The sequence below is a fragment of the Rhizobium sp. 01L419 genome, assembly GCF_056400025.1.
The window spans coordinates 1-23,898 of record NZ_JBFTSM010000011.1 but is presented as its reverse complement, the minus strand read 5'-3'; the positions used below and the strand labels follow the sequence as shown (position 1 = coordinate 23,898).

The following is a 23,898-nucleotide window of genomic DNA, read 5'->3' as shown; positions in this document are numbered from 1 at the left end:
GAGGAACCATGGCCCGCATTGAAAAGATCGAATTGCGCATGGTGGACCTGCCACCGAAGGTGAAGCGCACTGATGCGATCCAGAGCTTCGTCAGCCAGGAAACGCCAATCGTCACCATCACCGATTCCGACGGTGCCTCCGGCACCGGCTATTCCTATACGATCGGTACCGGCGGCTCCTCCGTCATGCGGCTTCTGTCGGACCATCTGGCGCCGCTCTTGATCGGCGAGGATGCCGATTGCATCGAGGCGATCTGGCACAAGATGGAATTTGCCACGCATGCAACGACGATCGGCGCGATCACGGCGCTGGCGCTCGCGGCCGTCGATACCGCACTCTGGGATCTGAGAGCCAAGAAGCAGGGCCTGCCGCTCTGGAAGCTTGCCGGCGGTGCCAAGGAAAGCTGCCCGCTCTATACGACCGAAGGCGGCTGGCTGCATATCGATAAGGAGGCGCTCATCGAAGACGCCCTGCAGGCGAAGGCCAAGGGCTTTTCCGGCTCGAAGGTGAAGATCGGCAAGCCGCACGGCGCCGAGGATTATGCCCGTCTGTCTGCCGTGCGCGCTGCCCTTGGCGACGCCTTCGAGATCATGACCGACTGCAACCAAGGCTTTACCGTCGATGAAGTCATCCGCAGGGCAGCACGGCTGAAGGAGCTCGATCTCGCCTGGATCGAGGAGCCGCTGCCGGCCGACAATCTCGACGGACATATCCGGCTTTCGCGCTCCTCACCGACGCCGATCGCCGTCGGCGAATCCATCTACTCTATCCGGCATTTCCGCGAATATATGCAGAAGGGCGCCTGCTCGATCGTGCAGGTCGATGTTGCCCGCATCGGCGGCATCACACCCTGGCTGAAGGTTGCGCATGCGGCCGAAGCCTTCGATATTCCCGTCTGCCCGCATTTCCTGATGGAATTGCATGTCAGCCTGGTCTGCGCCATCCAGAACGGAAAATATGTCGAATACATCCCGCAGCTCGACGACCTCACGACAAAAGGCTTGGAAATCCGCAACGGCCGCGCCATCGCCCCATCCGAACCCGGCATCGGCATCGAATGGGACTGGGATGCCGTCAAGAAACGCAGCATCGCCGAATTCACGACAGAAATTACCCAAGGGCGGTAGCGTCATGCAGCGCATGGGCATGGTGATCGGCCTGGAGCCGGACAAGGTCGCAGACTACAAGGCGCTACATGCCGCCGTCTGGCCGGAGATCCTGTCACTGATCTCGGCCTGCAACATCACCAACTATTCGATCTTCCTCAAGGAGCCGGAAAACCTGCTCTTCGGTTATTGGGAATATATGGGCGAGGACTTCGAAGCCGATATGGCGAAGATGGCTGCCGATCCGGCAAACCAGGAATGGTGGGCAGTCTGTATGCCCTGCCAAAAGCCGCTGGCGAGCCGCAAGGAGGGTGAGTGGTGGGCGATGATGCCGGAGCTGTTTCACCTGGATTAAGGCAGGATAGCGCCAGATCGCCGCGCACCTAACCTGTGTCGTAGACCACCGGTTCCGATTTAGCGGCAAGCCCGTGGAACCCATCAGTCCCGGAAGACGTTTTCCAGGCATACCCGCCTGTCTCATTTCGAGCTCATCGATAATTTGCAGCCCCACGGAGCCGGATGACAACGCAACAGATCCTCGCCTTCTCCGTCATCGCCCTGATGATGGGGGTCTTTATCTGGGATCGGTTCAGATATGATGTCGTCGCGTGCTGCGCGCTCGTTCTCTCCGTTGCAGTCGGCATCGTTCCAAAGGACAAGGCATTTTCCGGTTTTTCGGATGATATCGTCATAATCGTCGGCAGTGCATTGGTCGTCTCGGCCGGTGTCGCGCGTTCGGGCATCGTCGATACGGCGATCAAGCGATTCTTCCCTAACCTCAATACGCTGCACAGCCAGCTTGCCCTGTTGATGATCGTCGTGGCGCTGCTTTCTGCCTTCATCAAGAATATCGGCGCGCTGGCAATCATGATGCCGGTCGCTTTTCAGTTTGCCAGGAAGTCTGGCGCCTCGCCCTCCAAATATCTGATGCCCATGTCATTCGCCGCCTTGCTTGGCGGCCTGATGACGCAGATCGGCACTTCGCCCAATATTGTCGTCTCACGGCTGAGAGAGGAGATGACGGGCAGCTCCTTCACCATGTTCGATTTCACGCCGGTCGGCGGTGTCCTGACGATCGTCGGCATCACCTTTCTGATCTTCTTTCACTGGCTGGTGCCAAGTCGTACAAAACAGGGTGGCTCGATCGAGGAAGCGGTCGAGATCAAGAACTATACCTCGGAAGCGCTGGTTACAGCTGAATCGGCGGTCCTGGAAAAGCCGATCAGCGCGCTCGTCAAACCTGGCGACGGCGAAGCGATTGCCACTGCCGTCCTGCGCGGCGCAACGCGCATGTCCCCCTTCCCCGATCTGACACTTCGGGAAAACGATATCGTCCTGCTAGAAGGTCCGCCCGCCGCGCTTGACCGCATCGTGTCGGCCGGAAAGCTGCAGCTCTCCGGCAAGCCAATTGTCGAGAACGGGCAGGTGCAGGCGGAGGTCGTCTCGATCGAGGTGGTGATCGGCCAGGAATCTCCGCTAAGGGGCCGTTCCGTCAAGCAGCTCGCGCTCGCCTATACGCGCGGCGTCAATCTGCTGGCCGTCAGCCGGCACGGCGAACGGCTGAAGGAACGCCTCGTCAATATCACCCTGGCCGCCGGCGACGTGCTGGTGCTGCAGGGAAGCCGTGAAAACCTGCCCGTCGTTATGCAGGATCTTGCTCTCCTGCCGCTTGCCCAGCGCGAGATATTGCTTGGCACGCGCCGGCGAGCTTTCATTCCGCTCGTTATCCTGGCGCTTGCCATGGCAACGACGGCGGTCGGCCTTGCGCCGGTGCCCGTCGCCTTCTTTGCGGCGGCGCTTGGCATGGTCGTCTTCCGGGCAATCCCGCTTGTCGACATCTACAAGTCGGTCGACGGGCCGATCCTTATCATGCTGGCAGCCCTGATCCCGGTCTCGGATACGCTGCGCACATCAGGCGGCAGCGACCTGATCGCCCATGGGCTTGGCGATATCGCCAAGGGCCTGCCGGCCTGGGGGGCGCTCGGCTTGATCCTTGTCGCCGCGATGGCGGTGACGCCCTTTCTCAACAATGCCGCCACCGTGCTTGTCATGGGGCCGATCGCCGTCGGTTTTGCCACCGATCTCGGCTTCCGGCCGGAGGCCTTCCTGATGGCGGTGGCGATCGGTGCGGGCTGCGATTTCCTGACCCCGGTCGGCCACCAGTGCAACACACTGGTCTTCGGTCCGGGAGGATATAAATTCTCCGACTACCCGCGCCTCGGTCTACCGCTGTCATTTCTGATCATTACCGTCAGCGTGCCGGTGCTGTTGTATGTCTGGCCGGTAAGCTGATGGTGGCGGCTGAATAGCCCGCTAGATATGTAGACGCCGTCTTTCCTAAATCCGGGGTAGGAGGTCTACATGGGCCTAGTCAATCTCAGCGACAATCCGCTTCGGCGCCAGGCCTTGCGCTGCAGGCCATAGAGGCAATGCATGATCCAATAGTCTTTTTCAACTAGGACCGGTTGTACCCTCCTCTCGTCGGCGACGATGCGCAGCAGCGACGGGAAATCTCGGTGGTTATGCAGGAAGTCAGCCGGCATGTGCGTCCGCTGCGAGTGCGCTGAAAAACTTCCGCGTCCGCACCATACCGTAGTCCTTCGCCGCACGGGCAAGGGTGTTCCGGTTACTTTGCAGGGCACGCTCCTTCACGTGGTCCAGCACCTGCTGGTGGTCTTCCGCCAGATCGTCGAGATTGTTGACCAAGTCGACCAGCAGGAATTCCTTGGTCAGGGTTTTTGGGAAGGCTGGCTTCTTACGAAACCTGAACTCCCGACCGCCCAGCGTGAAGTTTCCGTGTCGCTTGTGGTTATAGACAACGGTCTTGTTGTAGAGCTGCGTCGCTCCGACACCCAAGCTATTGTAGGCATTGGGGGAGGTGATGAGATAACGGTCGTCTTTGAGGAATGCCTCGACAAGGGCGCTGTCTTCGGCGGGGGCTTTACCAAACGCCGTCTGTTTCGGCCGGTGATAAACACCGGTCGATATTTTGGTCAGATATCCTTCCGCGACGAGCTGCTGCAGATGACGATCGACAGACGAGGACCATTGGGCCAGATCCTCTCGCCTATAGACCTTGCCAGGCCGCAGATGTCTTTTCAGTTCCTGTAACTTCGTCATGGTGCAGCTCCTGCACTCCATATAGCGGAATTCGGCGATGAGTGCAATTTTCTTCAAATTTCATGCAGGTCACCTCGCGCCACATAGGCCCATCACTTTGATTTCAAAATGGGTTTCCTGCAGCGTCGTCGAACGGACCATCGTATAGCCGTCGGTGGTCTGGCGCGTCACACCGGTCGTGACGATGTTGACGGACCCTCCTCGGCGGTGACATCGAGAGCTCCGCTGGCATTGGCCGAACTGCCGATCACACATCCGGTTTGCGCGGTGATGGAGATGCCGCCATCCCTATTGATGCGGGTTCCGGTCGCATTCTGCGAACCGTTATTGTCGACCTTCTGCGCCTCAAGCGTTACGTCTCGGCCAGAACGCTTGAACGCCATTGCCGTGAGCGCTTCGAAAAGATCTATATCTTCAGGAGCACGGCCGATACGACCATGAGGGATCTATTCTTCATGGACGCTTCGCTGCACTTTTAACAGTTCCAGGCGCTTTGGAGCCCCGATAGGCGGAACACCCATTGTGTGGTGACACCCGGATCCCTTTCAGCCCTTTCCCACTTCGACGGTCGCCGTCAGGCCGGCGATCAGCCTGACACCATCGGGCACGGTGTCGATGCTTATGCGCACGGGGACGCGTTGGGCGAGGCGCACCCAGCTGAAGGTGGGGTTGATGTTGGCGAGCAGGCCGGTGCCTGCGGTGCGTTCGCGGTCCTCGATGCCGGTTGCAATGCTTTCGACATGACCGTCGAGGCTTTGCGACTGGCCCATCAGGTGGATCGAAACCTTGTCGCCGGGATGGATGCGCTGCAGCTTGGTTTCCTCGAAATAGCCCTCGACACGTAGGGAATCGGTATCGATCAAGGCGATCCTCGCGGTGCCGGCGCTGACATAGTCGCCCGGGCGCAGGCTGAGATTGGAGACCGTACCGTTGACCGTCGCCTTGATCTCAGAGCGTTCGAGATTGAGCGCGGCAAGATCGCGGTTGGCGGTCGCCTGGCGGAAGGCGGCATCGGCCTGTTCCTCGGCCGTCTGCGCCTGTTCCTTCTGCTGCAGGGACGCGGCTTCGCCGAGGCGTTGTTGGCGCTCGCGTTCGCGATGCGCCTGGTCGAGTGCTGCCTTGCTGCCTTCGAGCGCTGCTTCCGATTGGACAAGCGCGATCGAGAAACGCTGGCGGTCGACGCGGAAGAGGATATCGCCCTTCTTCACTGCCTGGTTATCGGTGACGAGCACCTCGCTGACGAGGCCGGAAACATCGGGCGCTAAGCCGACGACATCGGCGCGCAGGCGCGCATCGCGCGTCCAGGGTTCGTCCATGTAGTGGCCCCAAAGCCCGCGGCCGACGAAGACTGCGGCGATGACGATGGCGAGAGTGGCGATGAGGCGGCCAATGAATTTCAGGGATTTCATACGAAGTACCAACGTGTGAAGGAGGAAACGGCTCCGAGGACGAGCACATAGAGGGCAAGGTCGAAAAGACCGCGGTGCCAGACGAGGGAATAGGCGCCGAGCCAGGCAAGGATGCGTCTGATGACGATGATGAAGAGCAGGCTCAGCACCATGAGAACGAGGAGGCGTGGGACATAGACGCCGTAAACATCAAATTCTGCGGGCATGATTGTTACTCAGCGGCAAGCGGGAGGAGTTGCGGCGCAGCCTCGGCCGCGTGCCAGCTTGCTGGCGGGGCTGCATCAGGGAAAAGAGCGCGTCTGAGGCCGACGAGGGCATCGATACTGTCGGCGCCGCGCCTGTTGTCTTCGAACGCGATGATTTTGAGGCTGTCGTCGATCGATCGACGCAGGCCATCCTGCGGATTAAGCGCACGGCCGGCCGCGATGCGGCCATGATAGAAATCGGCAATGCCGGAGAGAACTGCGCCGAGCGATGCGGCGCTCGCGCCACGCAGTTTCTTGCGCTCGCCTTGTAGCATCAGCACGTTGAAGCCGATGCGCACTTCGGCAAAGCCATCCACCTTCTTCAATTCGCGATCCTCGACGACGGCCAGACGCGGAACGAGCTGGCCGAGGCGATCGAGAATGCGGCCGGAAAGCCGCTGGTGATCAGCGCGGCGTTCGCCGGCTGCCGTCTCGGCAAGATCGCTCCAGCCGGCACGCACGAGGCGCCAGGCGGCGAGTTCGGCACCGAAGGGGCGGGCAATCAGCGTCCAGACCAGGGCGAAGCCGATACCGGCAAGGGCTGCGATCGCTTCATTGGTGAAAGTAGTGAAATCGGACGTATAGCGATCCTGCAGCGCGATGAAGGAGGCGCTGTTGACGGTCATCAACATGGCCAGCATGTTGAACTGTGGCTTGGGGATCATCAGCCCGAGCAGCAGAAAGGGCGGAGCGAAGACCAGAACCAGGAGCTCGTAGCTGTTGACCATCGGCAGGATGGCAAAAATGTAGACGAAGGAAATGACGAGGCTGACGCCGCACCAGATGAACATCGAGGTGATGAAAGGAGCCGGCCGGTCAAGCGCAGCAAAGAAGGAACAGGCTACGGCTGCCATAGTGACGAAGCCGGCGCCATTCTGCCAGCCGCTGAAGATCCAGAATAGGCAGGCGACGAGAATGCCCACGACGACGGCACTCGCCTGGAAAGCGAGCAGCGCATAGTCATAATGGCGGTTGCCGCCGACGACCTGGCGATGGCGGAAGGCCGGCCGCCAGGGGCCGGAATGTCGGCCGCTGACGATTTCGTCGCGCAGTGTCAGGCAATCCTGCCAGAGATCGACGATTTCCTTCAGCCGCGCCAGCGCACTCGAGAGCAACAGATCGCCCCAGCGCAAATCCGGATCGGCCTCGCGAAGGCGCTCGATCCGCTGCGTTAGTTTTTCTGCCGTGTCGCCGGCTTGAGACCTTGCGCCGAGGCTCAGCCAGTCGGCGACCTCGTTCAGCAGGCAGACCAGCTCCTTGGGCAGGCTCTCGCGCTCGCTCTTCAGAGCGTGAAGCCGGTCGGCGAGCGAGGAGAAGAGCGGCAGCAGCATCAGGAGACGGCCGCGCAATTCGCGCGAATGGCGCACGATATCGCGGCTGCCCGCATCGTAACCGAGCTGGCTGATGATGAGGTCGAGGCCGGTCACGTCGGCGGCAAGCTTCTGCCGCTTCAAGGGGGTTGCCGGGGTGGCGCCCTCGCCGCGCAGAATATCGTTTGCCCAGCTGCCGGCATCGTCGAGCCAGGTGGCGATGCGCTGACCGAGCACGCTGCGCACACTGGTCGGGAAGACGACGGCGCTGACCAGGCTGGCGCAGACTATGCCGATGATGATCTCTTCCGAGCGGGCGAGGGCCGTATCGAAGATGGTGTCCGGCGAACCGACTGACGGCAGCGCGATCAACGGCAGGGAATAACCGGCTAGCATGAAGACATAGCTGCGCGAGGAGCGGTCCAGCATCGAAATGAAGAGCAGCGTGCCGGTCCAGAGCGCAATGGCGATGCTTAAAAGCTCCGGTGCGTTGACGAAGAGCGGCACGAAAAAGACGGCCGCACTCGCGCCGAGAAGCGTTCCGAGTGCGCGGTAGAGGCCCTTCGAACTGGTTGCCCCCGCAAGCGGATTGGCAACGACATAGACCGCCGCCATTGCCCAGTAAGGCCGCGGCAGGTCGAGAGACAGAGCAATGAAAAGCGCAAGCATGGAGGCGAGGAAGGCCTTGGCCGAGAAGAGCCAGTCCCGCCAGGAGGGAAGAGTCACGATGTTTCCTCGAATTGCTGTAATGTCGCCGCAACCTGTGACGGGCTGATCTCTTCGAAGGCCTGCAGAACGCGGACCGCCGCTTCGAGGTCGGCTTCACTGACCTCCTCGAGGATCCTGCCACGCAGCTCATCGAGAATGGCCTCCATGCGGGTTGCCAGGATATGGCCCTCCTCCGTCAGCCAAAGACCCTTTGCTCGCCTGTCGATCGGATCATCCTTGCGCACCACAAGCTCAAGCGCCTCCAGCTGATCGAGCAGCCTGACCAGTGACGGGCCTTCGATACCGACCTGATTGGCCAACGCGACCTGCCGAACACCGCCGCCCAAGCGGCCAATCCAGAGCAACGGCGCTGCGCAGGCTTCCGAGATACCATGGGAACTCAGCGCAAGATCGACCGCCCGTCGCCATTGGCGACCGGTCGACAAGAGGTTTGCGGTAAAAACGCGCTGCAGGGCCGTGATGGATTGCATACAAATCTGATAGCATCAAAATAGTTAGGATTCAAACGATTTTCCGAACCAGGGGAAAATTACTCCTGGCGGATGTCCGAAACAACTGGCGCCAGGATAGACATGGGCCGGATTTGCCTTACCTGGAGGAGGATTGCAGGGCAGCGACGCTCGCCCGCAGCCGGGGTGCGGCGAAATCCAGAAAGTGGCGCATCTTGAGCGGCATCTGGCCACGGGCGAGATGGACCAGCTGTATCGGAGCGGGCTCCGGTTCGAAGTCCTCTAGCACGAGCCTGAGCGTGCCGGCCGCAACCTCTGCTGCGACCTGGTAATAAAGCAGCCTGGTGACGCCAGCGCCGCGGATGGCGGCCTCGGCTGCGGCTTCGGTCGTTGTGACGGAAAGCCGCGGGGTTATCGTCACCTCGATGGCTTTTGCCAGACCTGCCTCCTGGAACTGCCAGTCGGCGGTCGGCGTCAGGATCTCGACGCTGATGCAGGGAAGGCCCAGGAGATCGGCCGGCTCCATTGGCACCCCGCGGCCAGCAAAGAGAGCAGGACTGCCACAGACCACCCTGCGCACCGCACCGATACGGGTGGCAACCATGGCGCTATCAGGCAGATTGCCGATGCGCACGGCCATATCGACATGTTCGTCGACGAGATCGATATTGCGGTCCGTCAGCATCAGGCGCACGTTGATCGCCGGAAAGGCGGCCAGAAAGTCCGTCACGACAGGCAGCACGTGAAGGCGGCCGAACTGCACCGGAGCTGTGATCACCAGCTCGCCCTTCGGCATGGCGAATTCGCCCGATGCCTGACGTTCGGCCTCCTCCACCTGCTCGAGGATGCGCCTGGCAGCATCGACATAGGTAGCGCCTGCATCGGTCAAGGCGATCTTGCGGGTGGTGCGGGTAAGCAGCTTGGTTCCGAGCAGCGTCTCCAGATCGGTGATCTTGCGGCTCAGCGTCGGCAGGGGAATTTTCAGCGACCGGCTGGCCGCCGACAGGTTTCCCCGGTCCACCACCTCCAGCAACATCGACATGGCTTCGAACCGGTCCACGACATTCTTCCAGAGTCTGGTAAAATCAGTTTCACTTAGAGCATATTCTCTTCGTTGGTGGAAAGAGCATATTCTCTTCGTTGGTGGAAATAGACACATTCATCTCACCATGCCAATCACGGCTTGCCCGTCCGCCAAGGAGATCTCCATGTCCCGTATTTCCATCCCCACGAAAGACGACGCCCCGGAAGCAACCAGACCGATACTCGATGGCATCCAGAAGGCGCTGGGCTTCGTTCCGAATGTCTTCCGCCTGGTCGCCAACAGCCCGGCCGCCCTGACGGCGTTCACCGGCCTTCAGGGCGGGCTCTCGAAGACGCTCGATGTCAAGACGCGCGAGCGGATCGCGCTTGCGGTCGCCGAGGTCAACGGCTGTGACTATTGCCTCTCTGCCCACACCTATCTCGGCCTCAACCTCGCGAAAATGAGCCCGGAAGAAATCGCGCTGAACCGCAAGGGTGCGTCCGCTGATGCCAAGGCGAATGCCGCCGTCCGCTTTGCGGCAAAGATCGCCGAGGCGCGTGGCCATGTCGACAACGACGATATCGCTGCCGTGCGCTCTGCTGGCTTTTCGGATGCGCAGATCGTCGAAATCGTCGCTCTGGTCGCTGAAAATACCTTTACCAACTATCTGAACGAGGTTGCCAAGACTGACATCGACTTTCCGTCCGTCCCCGCAGCCGATGCGGCCTGACGGAGAGCAGCGGGGCCAGTGCCCCGCTCCTGCCAACCTTGAGGAGATGGATCATGTCCTATGGATTTCTCGACATAGCCTCGACGCCCAGCGTGCGCGCTGCCCAGGCCGAAATGGGCGTGCAGGACTTCTGGACCAGCCTGCCGACCGACAGGAGCTTCGACCGCTTCACGGAGAACGAGAGCGCCTTCATCGCCTCCCGTGACAGTTTCTACATGGCTACCGTTTCGGAAACGGGCTGGCCTTATGTTCAGCACAGGGGCGGCCCGCAGGGTTTCCTGAAGGTACTCGACGATCGCACGCTTGCATTTGCGGACTACCGCGGCAACCGGCAGTACATCAGCACGGGCAACCTGGCTGCCAATGACCGGGTCTGCCTCTTTCTCATGGACTATCCCCGCCGAGCACGGCTGAAGATCTATGCCCACGCCGAAAAACTGCCACTCGATGCCGATCCTGACCTGACGGAAATGCTCGCCACACCATCCTATCGTGCCAAGCCGGAACGACTTTTCCGCCTGCGTCTCGAAGCCTTCGACTGGAATTGCCCGCAGCATATCACGCCGCGCTATACCGAGGCGGAGATCGCCGTCGCCGTCCAGCCGCTTCGCCAGCGCCTCGCGGAGTTGGAGGTAGAGAATGCCGCCTTGCGGGCACAGGTCGTGCGCGCTGGAGATATCGAGTAGCGGTTAGCTACCGAGCCGAAACCATGCCTCGATCGGTGAGCGTCATACTGGCGAGATCAACGCCCATCGCGCCCCGGGCTGCCCGGCCGATGGCCTGGAGGTGGTCGGGATTGCTACGAGACTGCTCGACGGCGCTTTCGACCGGCAGCGCCTGCAGCAACAGGGCTTCGGGGCAACCAGCACTTCCTCCTTCAGAACTCCAGAAATCCCGCCAGACTTGTTACTCCCGCTCATTGGCGGCCGGGGTCAGGCCCTTGGCGATCATCAGGGCCCCCCTGACGGCATGGTCAATCATAGGAGCATGTCTTGAACATCGAAAACAAAACGGTGCTGATTACCGGCGCCAATCGTGGCATCGGCCGGGCTCTCCTGGACGAAGCGCTGCGGCGCGGTGCAAAGCGCGTTTATGCGGGATCGCGCAGCGAGCAGCAGCATGGGGATGAGCGCGTCACCTTCCTCAAACTCGATATCACCGACGAGCATGATGTCCGGCAGGTGGCCGCCACTGTCAAAACCTCGATATCCTCATCAACAATGCCGGAATCTTCATGCCCGACGATCTCGATGATACGGACATCATCAATCGCCATCTGGCGGTCAATTTTTTCGGGCCGCTGAGGGTGACTGAGGCTTTTGTGCCGGCGTTGACGCGATCGAAAGGCGCCATCATCAACAACCTCTCCCTGTCGGCACTTGTGCCGGTCGCTTCCACGCCGGCCTATTCGATTTCGAAGGCGGCGACCCATAACCTCATGCAGGCCTTCAGGGCGCTCCTCTCCGCTCGCGATGTCGCCGTACACAGCTGCTTCACCGGACCTGTCAATACCGACATGACTTGCGGCTTCGAGGTGCCGAAGTCACCACCCGGCCTGGTGGCAGCGGGAATATTCGACGGCTTCGAAAGAGGCGAGGACGATATCTTCCCCGACGCTTACTCCGAACGCATTGCCGATGGCTGGCGCACCGGCGTCATAAAGGCTCTCCAACAGGAATTCGCCGCCTACGTTCCGCCCGCCGCTGAAGTGGCTCAGGACTGCTGTCACCACTGACATTCCGTTTTGCGAGTGAACGGCATGCGCACCGTTCGCCGCAAGCAGCTGCCTTTACTTCATATAGAGCGCACGCGAGCGTTCCAGATGCTTGAGCACTGCGGCCTCTGCACCATCAGCATCATTGGCAGCAAGCTGCTCCAGGATCTCTTCGTGTTCGGCGAGCGTAAACTTTTCCTTGCCGGTCCAGATCAGCATTTCCGTGTGATACTCCTTCAGCCATGCCAGCATGGCTTCGCTGACGGCCACATAGATCGGGTTGCCGGAAATCTGGGCGATACGCGTATGAAAGCGCATATCGGCGGAGATGAACTCCTCGGCATGGCCGAGAGAGGCCCGCTGATGGTCGATAATGTCGCGAAGCGCCTTGACATCGGATTGCTTGGCGCGTTGGGCCGCCTCGCGCGCCATTCCACGCTCGAAGAAGATACGGGCGCTTTTCAGGTGCTCGAGCGAATCGGCCGATTGCGACAGCATGATCTTCGCCGTCAGGTCGACCTGTCGGAAGATCGACTGGGCAGTCAGTTGCAGGACTTTTGCCCGCTCTCCATGCGAAATGCTGACGAGGCCCTTGTTGGCAAGAGACTGCATGGCCTCGCGGATCGCCGGGCGGCCGACGCCGAAGCGCTCCATCAGAACGCGTTCGGACGGCATTTCGTCGCCCGGTTGCAACTCTCCTGAGGTGATCAGCCGTTCCAGCCTGTCAAAAACCTCGTCAGACAGTTTTCGACGGACAATTGGCTCGATGGCTGAGGTCATGGGGTCTCGCTGGCTCAAATCATCTCTCCCCTTAGCATTTTCACCGACCGACGACAAAGCGCACTACGCGAAATTCACACTTGCTGAAAATTTCCGTTGCAGAAAATGGAATACTCATTATACCAGATCACGAGTTGACGCCATGACTTCTTGCCGTGGCGAGAGGAGCAACCGGCAATTTCATGATGATAACCCTCACCTACCGCATCGAGACACCTGGCAGCGTCGAAGCGATCGCGAACAAGATCGCCTCCGATCAATCGACCGGCACCTTCGTCCCGGTTCCTGGCGAAACGGAAGAGCTGAAGTCGCGCGTGGCCGCACGCGTCCTCGCAATCCGCCCGCTTGAAGAGGCAAATCATCCGTCGTGGCCCGAAGCGCCTGAAGGTTCCAGGCTACAGCGCGCCGATGTCGATATCGCCTTCCCGCTCGATGCCATCGGCACGGATCTTTCGGCGCTGATGACGATCGCAATCGGCGGGACCTTCTCCATCAAGGGCATGACCGGCCTGCGTGTCATCGACATGAAACTGCCGGAGGCCTTCAGGGATGCCCATCCCGGCCCGCAATTCGGCATTGCGGGCAGCCGGCGCCTGACCGGCGTCGAGGGCCGGCCGATCATCGGCACGATCGTCAAGCCGGCGCTCGGTCTGCGGCCGCATGAAACCGCCGAGCTCGTCGGCGAGCTGATCGAATCCGGCGTCGACTTCATCAAGGACGACGAGAAACTGATGAGCCCGGTCTATTCGCCGCTGAAAGAGCGTGTGGCGGCGATCATGCCCCGCATTCTCGATCGCGAGCAGAAGACCGGCAAGAAGGTGATGTATGCCTTCGGCATCTCGCATGCCGATCCCGACGAGATCATGCGCAACCACGACCTTGTTCTCGAAGCGGGCGGCAATTGTGCCGTCGTCAACATCAATTCGATCGGCTTCGGCGGCATGAGCTTCCTGCGCAAGCGCTCCGGTCTCGTGTTGCATGCGCATCGCAACGGCTGGGACGTGCTGACGCGCCATCCCGGCATCGGCATCGATTTCAAGGTGTATCAGCAGCTCTGGCGGTTGCTCGGCGTCGACCAGTTCCAGATCAACGGCATCCGCGTCAAATACTGGGAGCCGGACGAAAGCTTCGTTGCCTCTTTCAAGGCGATCAGCACGCCGCTCTTTGATCCTTCCGACTGCCCGCTGCCGGTGGCCGGTTCCGGCCAGTGGGGCGGCCAGGCGCCCGAAACCTATCAGCGCACCGGCCGCACCACCGATCTGCTCTACCTTTGCGGCGGAGGCATCGTCAGCCATCCGCAGGGACCCGCAGCCGGTGTGCGTGCCGTTCAACAGGCATGGCAGGCGGCCGTCGCCGACATTCCGCTTAATGATTATGCCAAAGATCATCCGGAGCTTGCCGCCTCGATTGTCAAATTCGGCGACGGCAAGGCGGGGTGAATAAGATGCGTGACCTGCTCGTCAGCTATTACGGCGACGATTTCACCGGCTCCACAGATGTAATGGAGGCGCTCGCCAGCAACGGTATTCCGACCGTGCTGTTCCTCGGCATCCCCGATCAGGCGATGCTCGATCGCTTCCGGGATTGCCGTGCGGTCGGCATTGCCGGAACGAGCCGCAGCGAAAGCCCGGCCTGGATGAAGGAGCATCTTGCCCCGACCTTCCAATGGCTGAAGGGCTTGCAGGCAAAGATCTGCCATTACAAGGTCTGCTCGACATTCGATTCCGCGCCTGATGTCGGCAACATCGGCACGGCGATCGAGATCGGCAAGGCAGCCTTCGGCCAGTCGCTCGTTCCCGTCATCGTCGGCGCGCCACAGCTGAAGCGCTACACGGCTTTCGGCAATCTCTTTGCTGCCTATCAAGGGCGTGTTTTCCGAATCGACCGCCATCCGGTCATGAGCCGCCATCCCGTCACCCCGATGCATGAGGCGGATCTTGCCCTGCATCTCGGCAGGCAGACCGATCTTCCCGTGTCTTTGGCCGATCTGACGCTGCTTTCAGCACCGGATGCCAATACCAGGATCGACGAGCTGGTTGCCAACCTATCCGGTATCCTGCTTCTCGATGTCGATTCTGCCGAGAGCCAGGTTTTCGCCGGCCGGCAGTTGCAGCGGATCACGAATGCCAAGGGCGGCTTCGTCGCCGGCTCCTCCGGTGTCGAATATGCGCTCATCAATGCCTGGCGCACGGCCGGAATTATCGGCCCCGGCGTCGCGTTCCAGTCTCCCGGCAAGGTCGACCGGCTTGCCGTGGTCTCCGGCAGCGTATCGCCGACGACCGAGCGGCAGATCCGCACGGCCGTCGCCGATGGCTTCGAGGATATCCCGCTTGATCCGCTGGCACTCGTCGGCGCCGATGCCGGGGCCGCGCTGGATGCGGCAGTGGCCGCGGGGCTTGTCGCCCTGAAAACAGGCCGCAGCGTCATCCTGCATACCGCGCTTGGGCCTTCGGCCGATCGTGGCGCCGATATCGATCAGCTGCCCGGCGCCCGTCATCGCGTCGGCCGCGCGCTCGGCACGATCCTGCGCCGCCTCGTCGAAACCGAAAGGCTTTCGCGCGCCGTCATTGCCGGTGGCGACACCTCGAGCCATGCCCTGAAAGAATTGCGTGTCGATGCACTGACGACCCTGCTGCCGTTGCCGCAGACCCCCGGTTCGCCGCTCTGCACCGCCCATGGCGGCCATGCGCCGACGGATGGGCTGCAGATTGCGCTGAAGGGCGGGCAGGTCGGCGCGGACGGTTATTTCGCTCAGATCCGGGACGGAAGACCGTTCTGACGGCCAATCAGGCGGTGTCCGCCTGCTGGACAACGATGGAATGGTGATTGACTCATCATACCAGTTACGATACCAATTCTCGCATACAAAGGTGAGGAAACATGACTGCAATTGCCCTCTTCGGCGCCGGTGGAAAAATGGGATACCGGCTGGCCAAGAATCTCAAAGGTTCCCGTTTTGACGTTCGCCATGTCGAGGTCAGCGATGTCGGCAAGGCACGTCTGAAGAGCGATCTCGGCATCGATTGCACGCCGGCCGATGCCGCGCTCGACGGTGCCGACGTCGTGATCCTGGCTGTGCCGGATAGCGCGATCGGCAAGGTAGCCGCCGGCATCGTCGACAAGCTGAAGCCAGGCACAATGGTCGTCGCGCTCGATGCGGCCGCCCCCTTTGCCGGCCACCTGCCGCAGCGCGACGATCTTACCTATTTCGTCACCCATCCCTGCCATCCGCCGATCTTCAACGACGAGACGGACATGCAGGCCAAGAAGGACCATTTCGGCGGCCTTTTTGCCAAGCAGCACATCGTCTCGGCACTGATGCAGGGTCCAGACAGCGCTTACGGCCTCGGCGAGGAGATCGCCAAAGTGATCTGGGCGCCGGTCATGCGCTCGCACCGCGTCACCGTCGAGCAGATGGCGATGTTGGAGCCCGGCCTTTCGGAAACCGTTTGCGCCTCGCTGCTCGTCATCATGCGTCAGGCCATGGACGAATGCGTCTCGCGCGGCGTTCCGGCGGAAGCTGCCCGCGACTTCCTGCTCGGCCACATGAATGTGCTCGGTGCCGTCATCTTCAAGGAAGTTGACGGCGTGTTCTCGGATGCCTGCAATAAGGCGATCGAGTTCGGCATTCCGGCGCTCATGCGCGACGACTGGAAGAAGGTCTTTGAACCTCAGGAGATCGCCGACAGCATCCGGCGCATCACCTGACACTACCGCGGCAGGGCTCGGGCCTTGCCGCCTTGCCGGCCCGGGGGGACTTTGAAGACGGGCCGGTTTTCGATTTCGCATGAATTTCAGCCGAGCCGGGGTTGGTTCGGCCATGCGTCAAACCTGGGAGGAGAAACCATGAAGCTTACACGTAGACTGACCCTTGCCGCCTTCGCCGGCGCCCTATCGCTCGGCGTTGCGATGCCGGCCTTTTCGGCTGACCTGATTGCCATCATCACGCCGGCCCACGACAACCCCTTCTTCAAGGCCGAAGCTGTCGGTGCCGAGGCCAAGGCCAAGGAACTCGGCTATGAAGCGCTCGTCATGACCCATGACGACGATGCCAACAAGCAGTCGGAAATGATCGACACCGCCATCGGCCGCGGTGCCAAGGCAATCATCCTCGACAATGCCGGCGCTGACGCTTCGGTTGCCGCCGTCAAGAAGGCCAAGGATGCCGGCATCCCCTCCTTCCTGATCGACCGCGAAATCAATGCGACCGGCGTTGCCGTCGCCCAGATCGTTTCCAACAACTATCAGGGCGCCCAGCTCGGCGCGCAGGAATTCGTCAAACTCATGGGCGAGAAGGGCAATTATGTCGAGCTCGTCGGCAAGGAATCGGACACCAATGCCGGCATCCGCTCACAGGGCTATCATGACGTCATCGACGACTATCCGGACCTGAAGTCGGTCGCCAAGCAGTCGGCCAACTGGAGCCAGACGGAAGCCTATTCGAAGATGGAAACCATCCTGCAGGCCAACCCTGATATCAAGGGCGTGATCTCCGGCAACGACACGATGGCCATGGGTGCGATTGCCGCCCTCCAGGCTGCCGGCCGCAAGGATGTCATCGTCGTCGGCTTCGACGGCTCCAACGACGTTCGCGACTCCATCAAGTCGGGCGGCATCAAGGCGACCGTGCTGCAGCCGGCCTATGCGCAGGCGCAGCTGGCTGTCGAACAGGCCGACGCCTTCATCAAGAACAAGACGGCGCCGAAGGAAGAAAAGCAGCTGATGGACTGCGTCCTCATCAATGCCGACAATGCCGGCAAGCTCGAGACCTTCGCCATCGTAAAGTAAGGCGGACCGATTACTGCAGGGAGCGCGGGAGACTGCGCTCCCTGCAGCCTATTTCCATTGATTTCGAGGTTTATCGCATGTTGAGGATCAGGGGCGCCCTGATCGCCGCTTTCGTGGCGGCGGCTTTGCCCGGCTGCAAGATCATCAAGACACCAACTGCGGAAGAAAAAGCCGCAGCGGCGGCAAAGAGCGCTTTCGATCCGAATGCCAAGGTCGAGGCGATTTGGCAGCCACAGGTCGTTCCCTATTATGAAAAGCGCGCCGGCGAGCTGAAAGATGTGGCGGCGCTGGCCGCTTCGAACCCAGATCAAGCCGGTGAGAAATACGGCAATCCGCGCAAGCAGGCGAGCTCCCCTTGGACCTATGCGGTGAAATTCACAGGCAAGGTCGTTGCCGCCGATACGGCATCACGGGCAGCAGCGCTCGATGTCGATGCCGATGGCGACGGCAAGGCGGATGCCAAGGTGCAGATCGGACCGGCCATCCGCGGGACGGCGCTGCGCGACACGCTGGATTTCGTCAATTTCAACGAGTTCAAGAACCAGATCGAATGGGCACAGTTCGGCAAGTCCTTCAATGAGAAGGCGAACGCCGCATTTCTCTCGGCGGTACCGCGCGACGGACTGGTCGGCAAGACGGTTACTGTCACGGGCGCCTTCCCGCTGCCGTCGGGCAACGATCTGCCGCTCGTCACCCCTTCAGCGCTGACGGTAGCACCATGACGATGGCCGAGGCTCCAACTGACGATATCATCCTGCGCCTCGACGACGTGTCGAAGGTCTATTCCGGCATCGTCGCCGTCAAGCGCGCCAATCTCGAGCTGCGTCGCGGCGCCGTCAACGTGCTGGTCGGTGAAAACGGTGCGGGGAAATCGACGCTGATGAAGATCATCGCCGGTGTCGAGCGGCCGACGCTCGGGCGCATCATTCTGGACGGCGAAACCGTTTCCTTCGACAGCCCGGCCGATGCGCAGGCGCACGGCATCGGCATGATCTTCCAGGAGCTCAATCTCTTCGCCAATATGTCGGTCGCCGAAAACATCTTTGCGACGCGTGAATTGACCCGCGGCGTGCTCGGCATCGACCATAAGGAACAGGTCCGCAAGGCCAACGAATTCCTTGACCGGCTCGATGCCGGCATCGATGCTCAGACCATGGTCGAGGATCTGCCGATCGGCCAGCAACAGCTTGTCGAAATCGCCAAGGCGATGTCGCTGAACGCCCGCATCCTGATCATGGACGAGCCGACGTCGGCACTGTCGGCCGCCGAAGTCGAGATCCTCTTCAAGGTGATCGGCGAGTTGAAGGCGCAGGGCGTGGCGATCGTCTATATCTCCCACCGGCTGGAAGAGCTGATGCGGATCGGCGACTACATCACCGTGCTGCGCGATGGGCAGATCACCGGGCATGCCATGGTCAGGGATATCGACACGCGCTGGATCGTGCGTTCGATGATCGGCTCCGACGCCAAGGATTTTGCCAAATCCGAGGATCATGCGCTTGGTAAGGAAATGTTCCGCGCCGAAAACATCAGCCTGCCGCGCCCGACCGGCGGGCTTGCCGTCGATAATGTCTCTCTGTCCGTCAAGGCAGGCGAGATCCTCGGCATCTACGGCCTGATGGGTGCGGGGCGCAGCGAATTCTTCGAATGCGTCATCGGCCGCCACGCGCACTCAACCGGCAAGATCTTCATCGACGGGCAGGAAGTGCGGGCGCGCGATACGACACGGCGCATCCGCCGCGGTCTCGCCCTCATTCCCGAAGACCGGCAGCGCGAGGGGCTGGTGCAGGTTCTCTCCATCGCCTCCAACCTGACGCTTGCCAGCCTCGGTCGCTTCACACGCCTCTTCCATATCGACGCCAAGGCCGAAAAAAACGCCATCGTCGAGGCGATCCGCGATCTCTCCATCAAGGCGCCGAACCCGGATTTCGAGGTCACCTCCATGTCCGGCGGCAACCAACAGAAGGTGGTCATCGGCAAGGCATTGATGACCAATCCGAAGGTTCTTTTGATGGACGAGCCGAGCCGCGGCATCGATGTCGGCGCCAAGGCGGATGTTTTCCGCACAATGCGCCGGCTTGCCGCCAATGGCCTCGCCATCCTGTTTTCAACCTCCGACCTCGAGGAGGTCATGGCGCTTTCCGATCGCATCGCGGTGCTCAGCAACGGCCATCTCATCGCCGTTTTCGACCGCAATCAGGCGACGGAAGAGGCGATCATCGCTGCCTCCGCCAAGGGCCACGAACACCAAGGGAAACTCGCGTCATGACGGCGGCTACCACATCTACTTCCGCGCCGAAGAGCGCGAACGGCTCCTTCCTGCTGACGTTGATGAAGCTTCGAACCTTCATCGCGCTCTTTGCCGTCATCATCTTCTTCTCGATATTCGCGCCGAACTTCACTTCGACTGCGAACATGATCCTGATGTCGAAGCATGTGGCGCTGAATGCCTTCCTGGCGATGGGCATGACCTTCGTCATCATCACCGGCGGCATCGACCTGTCGGTCGGCTCGATCGTCGGCCTCTGCGGCATGGTCGCCGGCGGCCTCATCCTCTACGGCATCGAACTGCCGATCGGCTATACAGTTTATTTCAACCTCGCGGAGATCGTGTTGATCACGCTCGCAATCGGCCTCATCATCGGGCTGATCAACGGGTTGCTGATCACCAAGCTCAATGTCGCGCCGTTCATCGCCACACTCGGCACGCTCTATGTCGCGCGCGGCCTTGCGCTACTGTCGTCGGACGGCCAGACCTTTCCGAACCTCGTCGGCCGGCCGGAATATGCGACGACCGGTTTCGATTTCTTCGGCGCCGGCCGCATTCTCGGCCTCCCTGTGTCGATCTGGATCCTGATTTTTCTGGCGCTCGTCGCTGCCTATGTAGCGCGCTCGACACCGATCGGCCGCCATATCTTTGCCGTGGGCGGCAACGAACGCGCCGCCCGCATGTCGGGCATCCGCGTGGATCTGGTCAAGATCTTCGTCTACATGTTCTCCGGCCTGTGCGCGGCAATCGTCGGCATTGTCATCTCCTCGGAACTGATGGCCGCACATCCGGCAACCGGCGAAAGCTTCGAACTCAACGCGATTGCCGCAGCCGTTCTCGGCGGCACCTCGATGTCGGGCGGTCGCGGCACCATCGGCGGCACGATCATCGGCGCCTTCGTCATCGGCATTCTCTCCGATGGTCTCGTCATGATGGGGGTTTCCTCCTTCTGGCAGATGGTGATCAAGGGGCTGGTGATTATCATCGCCGTCGTCGTCGACCAGGCGCAGCGTCGGCTGCAGCAGCGCGTCACCCTTATGCAGATGGCAAAGGCAGGTTGAAATGGCTGACTTGAAAGGCGCTTTGATCGGTTGCGGCTTCTTTGCGATCAATCAGATGCATGCGTGGAAGGACGTTGACGGTGCTTCGATCGTGGCCATCTGCGACCGGGACCCGGAGCGGCTGAAGATTGTCGGCGACCAGTTCGGCATTAACAGGCGCTACACGGATGCCGCAGCCATGTTTGCCGATGGCGGCTTCGATTTCGTCGATATCGCCACCACGGTCCAGAGCCACCGGGCGCTGGTGGAGATCGCCGCCAGCCACAAGATCCCGGCCATCTGCCAGAAGCCTTTTGCGAAGACGCTTGCCGATGCCAAGGCGATGGTCGAGGCCTGTCGGAGTGCCGGCATTCCGCTGATGGTGCATGAGAATTTCCGCTGGCAGACGCCGATCCAAGCCGTTCGCCGGCTCTTGGACAACAAGGCGATCGGCGTGCCGTTCTGGGGCCGCTTCTCCTTCCGCTCCGGCTACGACGTGTTTTCGGGCCAGCCCTATCTCGCCGAAGGCGAACGCTTCATCATCGAGGACCTTGGCATCCATACGCTCGATATCGCCCGCTTCATCCTCGGCGACGTGAAAACGCTGACAGCCCGCACCAAACGCGTCAATCCAAAGATCAAGGGCGAGGATGTCGCGACGATCCTGCTCGACCACGAGAGCGGCGCGACATCCGTCGTCGACGTCAGCTACGCGACCAAGCTTAGCACAGAGCCTTTCCCGGAAACGCTGATCGAGCTCGACGGCACCGATGGCACGATCCGTCTTTCTGTCGGCTACCGGCTCGAAGTGACCAATGCGGCAGGTACTGTCGTTTCCGATGCCTCGCCGGAGTTGCTCGCCTGGGCATCGCGGCCCTGGCACAATATTCAGGAAAGCGTCTATGCGATCCAGAAGCACTGGGTCGACCGGTTGAAAAATGGCGGCGAGCCCGCAACCTCGGGTGCCGACAATCTCAAGACCTTTGCCCTTGTCGAAGCGGCCTATGACAGTGCCGCGTCCGGCAAAACGATCGATGTAGAGGCGATGCTGAAATGACCACGGACGCCTTCGCCCTCTACGGCACGCATGAGGCCGAAGAACATCCGGTCCGCCTGACCGCCGGGCGCCTCTCAGCCGATCTTGCCAACGGCAATCTGCGGACAATCCGCTATGACGGCATCGAGGTGCTGCGCGCCGTCTCCTATCTGGTGCGCGACCGCGACTGGGGTACCTACAGCCCTCATATCGAGGGCCTGTCGGTCGAGCAGGACAAAGGAAGCTTTTCCGTCCGCTATGTCGCGCGCTGCCACGGACCCGATGACAGCACGCTCGCAATTTCGGTACGGATCGCGGCGACTGAAAGTGAACTGGTTTTCGCGGCCGAAGCGCTCTCGCCTGATGGTTTCGAAACCAATCGCTGCGGCTTCTGTATCCTGCATCCGATCGTCGGCATTGCCGGAAGTCCGGCAAAGGTCGAGCATGTCGATGGCAGCATCGACGAGACGCGTTTTCCCGATCAGATCGATCCCTGGCAACCCTTCAAGGATATGCGGGCAATCACCCATCAGGTGCTGCCCGGGGTTTCGGCCGAATGCCGCATGGAAGGCGATACGTTCGAGATGGAAGACCAGCGCAACTGGTCGGACGCATCCTACAAGACCTATGTGCGCCCCCTCGCCCTGCCCTGGCCCTATCAGATCGCCGCCAACGAACCGGTGAAGCAGAGGATCATCCTTTCGATCCGCGATACCAGGAGTGATCAGACGACGGCCCCCGGCTCAACTGCCGGCGCCATTCGGCTCGAACCGGCTGGGCGGAGCGGCACCATGCCGGCCATTGGCCTGATCGTCACCCCTGAGGAAGCCAAGGCAACACTTGCGGCCCGTGATCTGCTTAACGAGATCGCGCCACAGGAACTGCTCTTCCACTTCGACCCGAATGCGGGTCACGGCGCGCAAGCATTCAGGGATTTCGCCGCCGTCGCCGCCGTTCATCGCGGCCGCTCGACGCTGGAAATCGCCCTTCCCTGCAGGCAGACGCCGGTAACTGAAACGGCAGAAATTGCCGGGCAGATGCAGGATGCAGGCTTTCGTCCGGACGCCATCCTGATTTCGCCCTCCGTCGATCGGCAGTCGACGCCTCCCGGTAGCAAATGGCCGGAATGCCCACCGCTCGAAGAGGTGTATGCCGCAGCCCACGCGGCCTTTGCCGGTATCCGCATCGGCGGCGGCATGTTGAGTTACTTCACCGAACTCAACCGCAAGCGCGTGCCGGCCGATCGCCTCGCGTTCATAAGCCATTGCACCAATCCGATCGTCCATGCCGCCGATGATCTGAGCGTCATGCAGACCCTGGAAGCGCTGCCCTTCATCACGGGCTCGGTGCGCGCCATCTATGGCGACAAGTCCTACCGGATCGGTCCCTCGACCATTCCCATGCGGCAAAACCCCTATGGCAGCCGCACGATGGACAATCCCTCCAACGGACGCATTCCGATGGCCAACCGCGATCCGCGCCATAATGGCCGCTTCGCGGAGGCCTTCGCGCTCGGTTATGCCATACGGGCACTTGATGCCGACATCGAATGCATGACGCTTTCGGCGCTCACCGGTCCCTTCGGGCTTGTCRCCGGTAAGTCGGAGCCAACGGAAGAAGGCGGCAATCGCCCGCTTTTCAACGTGGTGAAGCTTCTCTCCGGCCTTGCAGGGTCAGCCTGGACCGGCTGCACGTCTTCGCATCCATCGAAGGTTCTGGCCTTCCTGGCGGGCTCGACGATGCATATCGTCAATCTGACGGCCCAAGAGCAAAGCATCGATATCAGTGCGTTCCGCTCGGACTCACAAGGAAAGAGCATGGCACTTGCGCCTTTTGGTACGGCGTCGATCAAACTCGCGGTTTAGGGCGTTCGGGCATATCGGGCAGACCGTTGGGCATCAGCATCTGTGCCGTGGAAGACGCGCCGTTTAAAAATCCAAGCCACGCACATCCCAGGTTGCTCTTATGTTTGCTATCTCGTAAAACGTTTATATGCGAAATATCGGGCGAGCCGTTACGATGGATACGATTCCCACCGAAGGCTTTGATGTGGCTTTGACACTGACCGACACCCTTGATCATCTGCCGGCCAGCAAGCGGCGCGAACTTGCCCTCGTGCTGGAAATCATCTTTGCCGAGGTCGAGCAGT

General features: G+C 61.0%; 22 protein-coding genes and 1 pseudogene. 15 read left to right on the top strand and 8 right to left on the bottom strand.

Annotated elements, in window-relative coordinates; all coding sequences use genetic code 11:
* Nucleotides 1–8: 8 nt before the first annotated feature.
* The 3 genes from AC1DUP_RS21305 to AC1DUP_RS21295 all read left to right on the top strand — a co-directional run bounded on the left by AC1DUP_RS21305 (nt 9) and on the right by AC1DUP_RS21295 (nt 3,398).
* Nucleotides 9–1,127: a mandelate racemase/muconate lactonizing enzyme family protein gene (locus AC1DUP_RS21305; RefSeq protein WP_113310494.1), complete on the top strand. Its 1,119-nt coding sequence runs from the start codon at nt 9–11 to the stop codon at nt 1,125–1,127.
* Between the two features lie 4 nt (nt 1,128–1,131).
* On the top strand, nt 1,132–1,461 hold the full coding sequence (locus tag AC1DUP_RS21300) for an L-rhamnose mutarotase (protein ID WP_113310495.1): 330 nt from the start codon (nt 1,132–1,134) through the stop codon (nt 1,459–1,461).
* Nucleotides 1,462–1,625: 164 nt separating this feature from the next.
* A complete protein-coding gene (locus tag AC1DUP_RS21295) occupies nt 1,626–3,398 on the top strand; it encodes an SLC13 family permease (protein WP_113297348.1) in 1,773 nt (590 codons plus the stop codon).
* A gap of 240 nt (nt 3,399–3,638) precedes the next feature.
* Here AC1DUP_RS21295 and AC1DUP_RS21290 read toward each other — a convergent pair whose 3' ends face one another.
* From AC1DUP_RS21290 to AC1DUP_RS21260, 7 genes are all read right to left on the bottom strand, one after another.
* A complete protein-coding gene (locus tag AC1DUP_RS21290) occupies nt 3,639–4,226 on the bottom strand; it encodes a DUF6088 family protein (RefSeq protein WP_113310512.1) in 588 nt (195 codons plus the stop codon).
* Between the two features lie 167 nt (nt 4,227–4,393).
* Nucleotides 4,394–4,609 carry a hypothetical protein gene (locus AC1DUP_RS21285; RefSeq protein ID WP_162748561.1) on the bottom strand — a complete coding sequence of 72 codons (216 nt, stop codon included), beginning with the start codon at nt 4,607–4,609 and terminating at the stop codon, nt 4,394–4,396.
* Between the two features lie 162 nt (nt 4,610–4,771).
* A complete protein-coding gene (locus AC1DUP_RS21280; protein ID WP_113310497.1) occupies nt 4,772–5,635 on the bottom strand; it encodes an HlyD family secretion protein in 864 nt (287 codons plus the stop codon).
* Entirely contained in the window at nt 5,632–5,841 is a 210-nt protein-coding gene (locus AC1DUP_RS21275) for a DUF1656 domain-containing protein (protein WP_113297344.1), read from the bottom strand. Before AC1DUP_RS21275 ends, AC1DUP_RS21280 begins: the two co-directional genes overlap by 4 nt.
* Before the next feature lie 5 nt (nt 5,842–5,846).
* The gene (locus AC1DUP_RS21270) at nt 5,847–7,916 is read right to left on the bottom strand and encodes an FUSC family protein (RefSeq protein WP_113310498.1); all 2,070 of its coding nucleotides are present in this window, start codon (nt 7,914–7,916) and stop codon (nt 5,847–5,849) included.
* Nucleotides 7,913–8,389, bottom strand: coding sequence for a MarR family transcriptional regulator (locus AC1DUP_RS21265; protein WP_113310499.1), 477 nt, complete (start codon nt 8,387–8,389; stop codon nt 7,913–7,915). The genes AC1DUP_RS21270 and AC1DUP_RS21265 overlap by 4 nt, the downstream gene beginning before the upstream one ends.
* 118 nt (nt 8,390–8,507) lie before the next feature.
* Complete coding sequence (locus AC1DUP_RS21260) at nt 8,508–9,428, bottom strand: LysR substrate-binding domain-containing protein (RefSeq protein WP_477834235.1); 921 nt, start codon at nt 9,426–9,428, stop codon at nt 8,508–8,510.
* 148 nt (nt 9,429–9,576) lie between these two features.
* On the opposite strand from AC1DUP_RS21260, the gene AC1DUP_RS21255 reads away from it, so the two are divergent.
* From AC1DUP_RS21255 to AC1DUP_RS21245, 3 genes and pseudogenes are all read left to right on the top strand, one after another.
* Complete coding sequence (locus AC1DUP_RS21255; RefSeq protein WP_113310500.1) at nt 9,577–10,122, top strand: peroxidase-related enzyme; 546 nt, start codon at nt 9,577–9,579, stop codon at nt 10,120–10,122.
* A 53-nt stretch (nt 10,123–10,175) separates the two neighbouring features.
* The gene (locus AC1DUP_RS21250) at nt 10,176–10,808 is read left to right on the top strand and encodes a pyridoxamine 5'-phosphate oxidase family protein (RefSeq protein ID WP_113310501.1); all 633 of its coding nucleotides are present in this window, start codon (nt 10,176–10,178) and stop codon (nt 10,806–10,808) included.
* Between the two features lie 327 nt (nt 10,809–11,135).
* Nucleotides 11,136–11,857 (top strand): annotated as a pseudogene (locus AC1DUP_RS21245) (SDR family NAD(P)-dependent oxidoreductase).
* Between the two features lie 54 nt (nt 11,858–11,911).
* Here the strand turns inward: AC1DUP_RS21245 and AC1DUP_RS21240 are convergent.
* On the bottom strand, nt 11,912–12,616 hold the full coding sequence (locus AC1DUP_RS21240) for a transcriptional regulator NanR (protein WP_113297340.1): 705 nt from the start codon (nt 12,614–12,616) through the stop codon (nt 11,912–11,914).
* Between the two features lie 182 nt (nt 12,617–12,798).
* Here AC1DUP_RS21240 and oiaX point away from each other — a divergent pair, with 182 nt between their 5' ends.
* The 9 genes from oiaX (at nt 12,799) to apnL (ending at nt 23,614) form a co-directional block, all read left to right on the top strand.
* On the top strand, nt 12,799–14,055 hold the full coding sequence (oiaX, locus tag AC1DUP_RS21235; RefSeq protein WP_113297339.1) for a 3-oxo-isoapionate-4-phosphate decarboxylase OiaX: 1,257 nt from the start codon (nt 12,799–12,801) through the stop codon (nt 14,053–14,055).
* Between the two features lie 5 nt (nt 14,056–14,060).
* Nucleotides 14,061–15,395: a four-carbon acid sugar kinase family protein gene (locus tag AC1DUP_RS21230; protein ID WP_113310514.1), complete on the top strand. Its 1,335-nt coding sequence runs from the start codon at nt 14,061–14,063 to the stop codon at nt 15,393–15,395.
* 101 nt (nt 15,396–15,496) lie between these two features.
* Nucleotides 15,497–16,324, top strand: a complete 828-nt coding sequence (locus tag AC1DUP_RS21225) for a phosphogluconate dehydrogenase C-terminal domain-containing protein (protein ID WP_477834231.1) — start codon at nt 15,497–15,499, stop codon at nt 16,322–16,324.
* Between the two features lie 138 nt (nt 16,325–16,462).
* The gene (locus AC1DUP_RS21220; RefSeq protein WP_113310503.1) at nt 16,463–17,404 is read left to right on the top strand and encodes a D-ribose ABC transporter substrate-binding protein; all 942 of its coding nucleotides are present in this window, start codon (nt 16,463–16,465) and stop codon (nt 17,402–17,404) included.
* A gap of 77 nt (nt 17,405–17,481) precedes the next feature.
* Nucleotides 17,482–18,126, top strand: coding sequence for a DUF2291 domain-containing protein (locus tag AC1DUP_RS21215; RefSeq protein ID WP_113297336.1), 645 nt, complete (start codon nt 17,482–17,484; stop codon nt 18,124–18,126).
* Nucleotides 18,123–19,673 carry a sugar ABC transporter ATP-binding protein gene (locus AC1DUP_RS21210; protein WP_113297335.1) on the top strand — a complete coding sequence of 517 codons (1,551 nt, stop codon included), beginning with the start codon at nt 18,123–18,125 and terminating at the stop codon, nt 19,671–19,673. Before AC1DUP_RS21215 ends, AC1DUP_RS21210 begins: the two co-directional genes overlap by 4 nt.
* Nucleotides 19,670–20,734, top strand: a complete 1,065-nt coding sequence (locus tag AC1DUP_RS21205) for an ABC transporter permease (RefSeq protein WP_113297334.1) — start codon at nt 19,670–19,672, stop codon at nt 20,732–20,734. Before AC1DUP_RS21210 ends, AC1DUP_RS21205 begins: the two co-directional genes overlap by 4 nt.
* A gap of 1 nt (nt 20,735) precedes the next feature.
* The gene (locus AC1DUP_RS21200; RefSeq protein WP_113310504.1) at nt 20,736–21,770 is read left to right on the top strand and encodes a Gfo/Idh/MocA family protein; all 1,035 of its coding nucleotides are present in this window, start codon (nt 20,736–20,738) and stop codon (nt 21,768–21,770) included.
* Nucleotides 21,767–23,614, top strand: a complete 1,848-nt coding sequence (gene apnL, locus AC1DUP_RS21195; protein WP_477834227.1) for a D-apionate lactonase — start codon at nt 21,767–21,769, stop codon at nt 23,612–23,614. Before AC1DUP_RS21200 ends, apnL begins: the two co-directional genes overlap by 4 nt.
* Nucleotides 23,615–23,898: the final 284 nt, after the last annotated feature.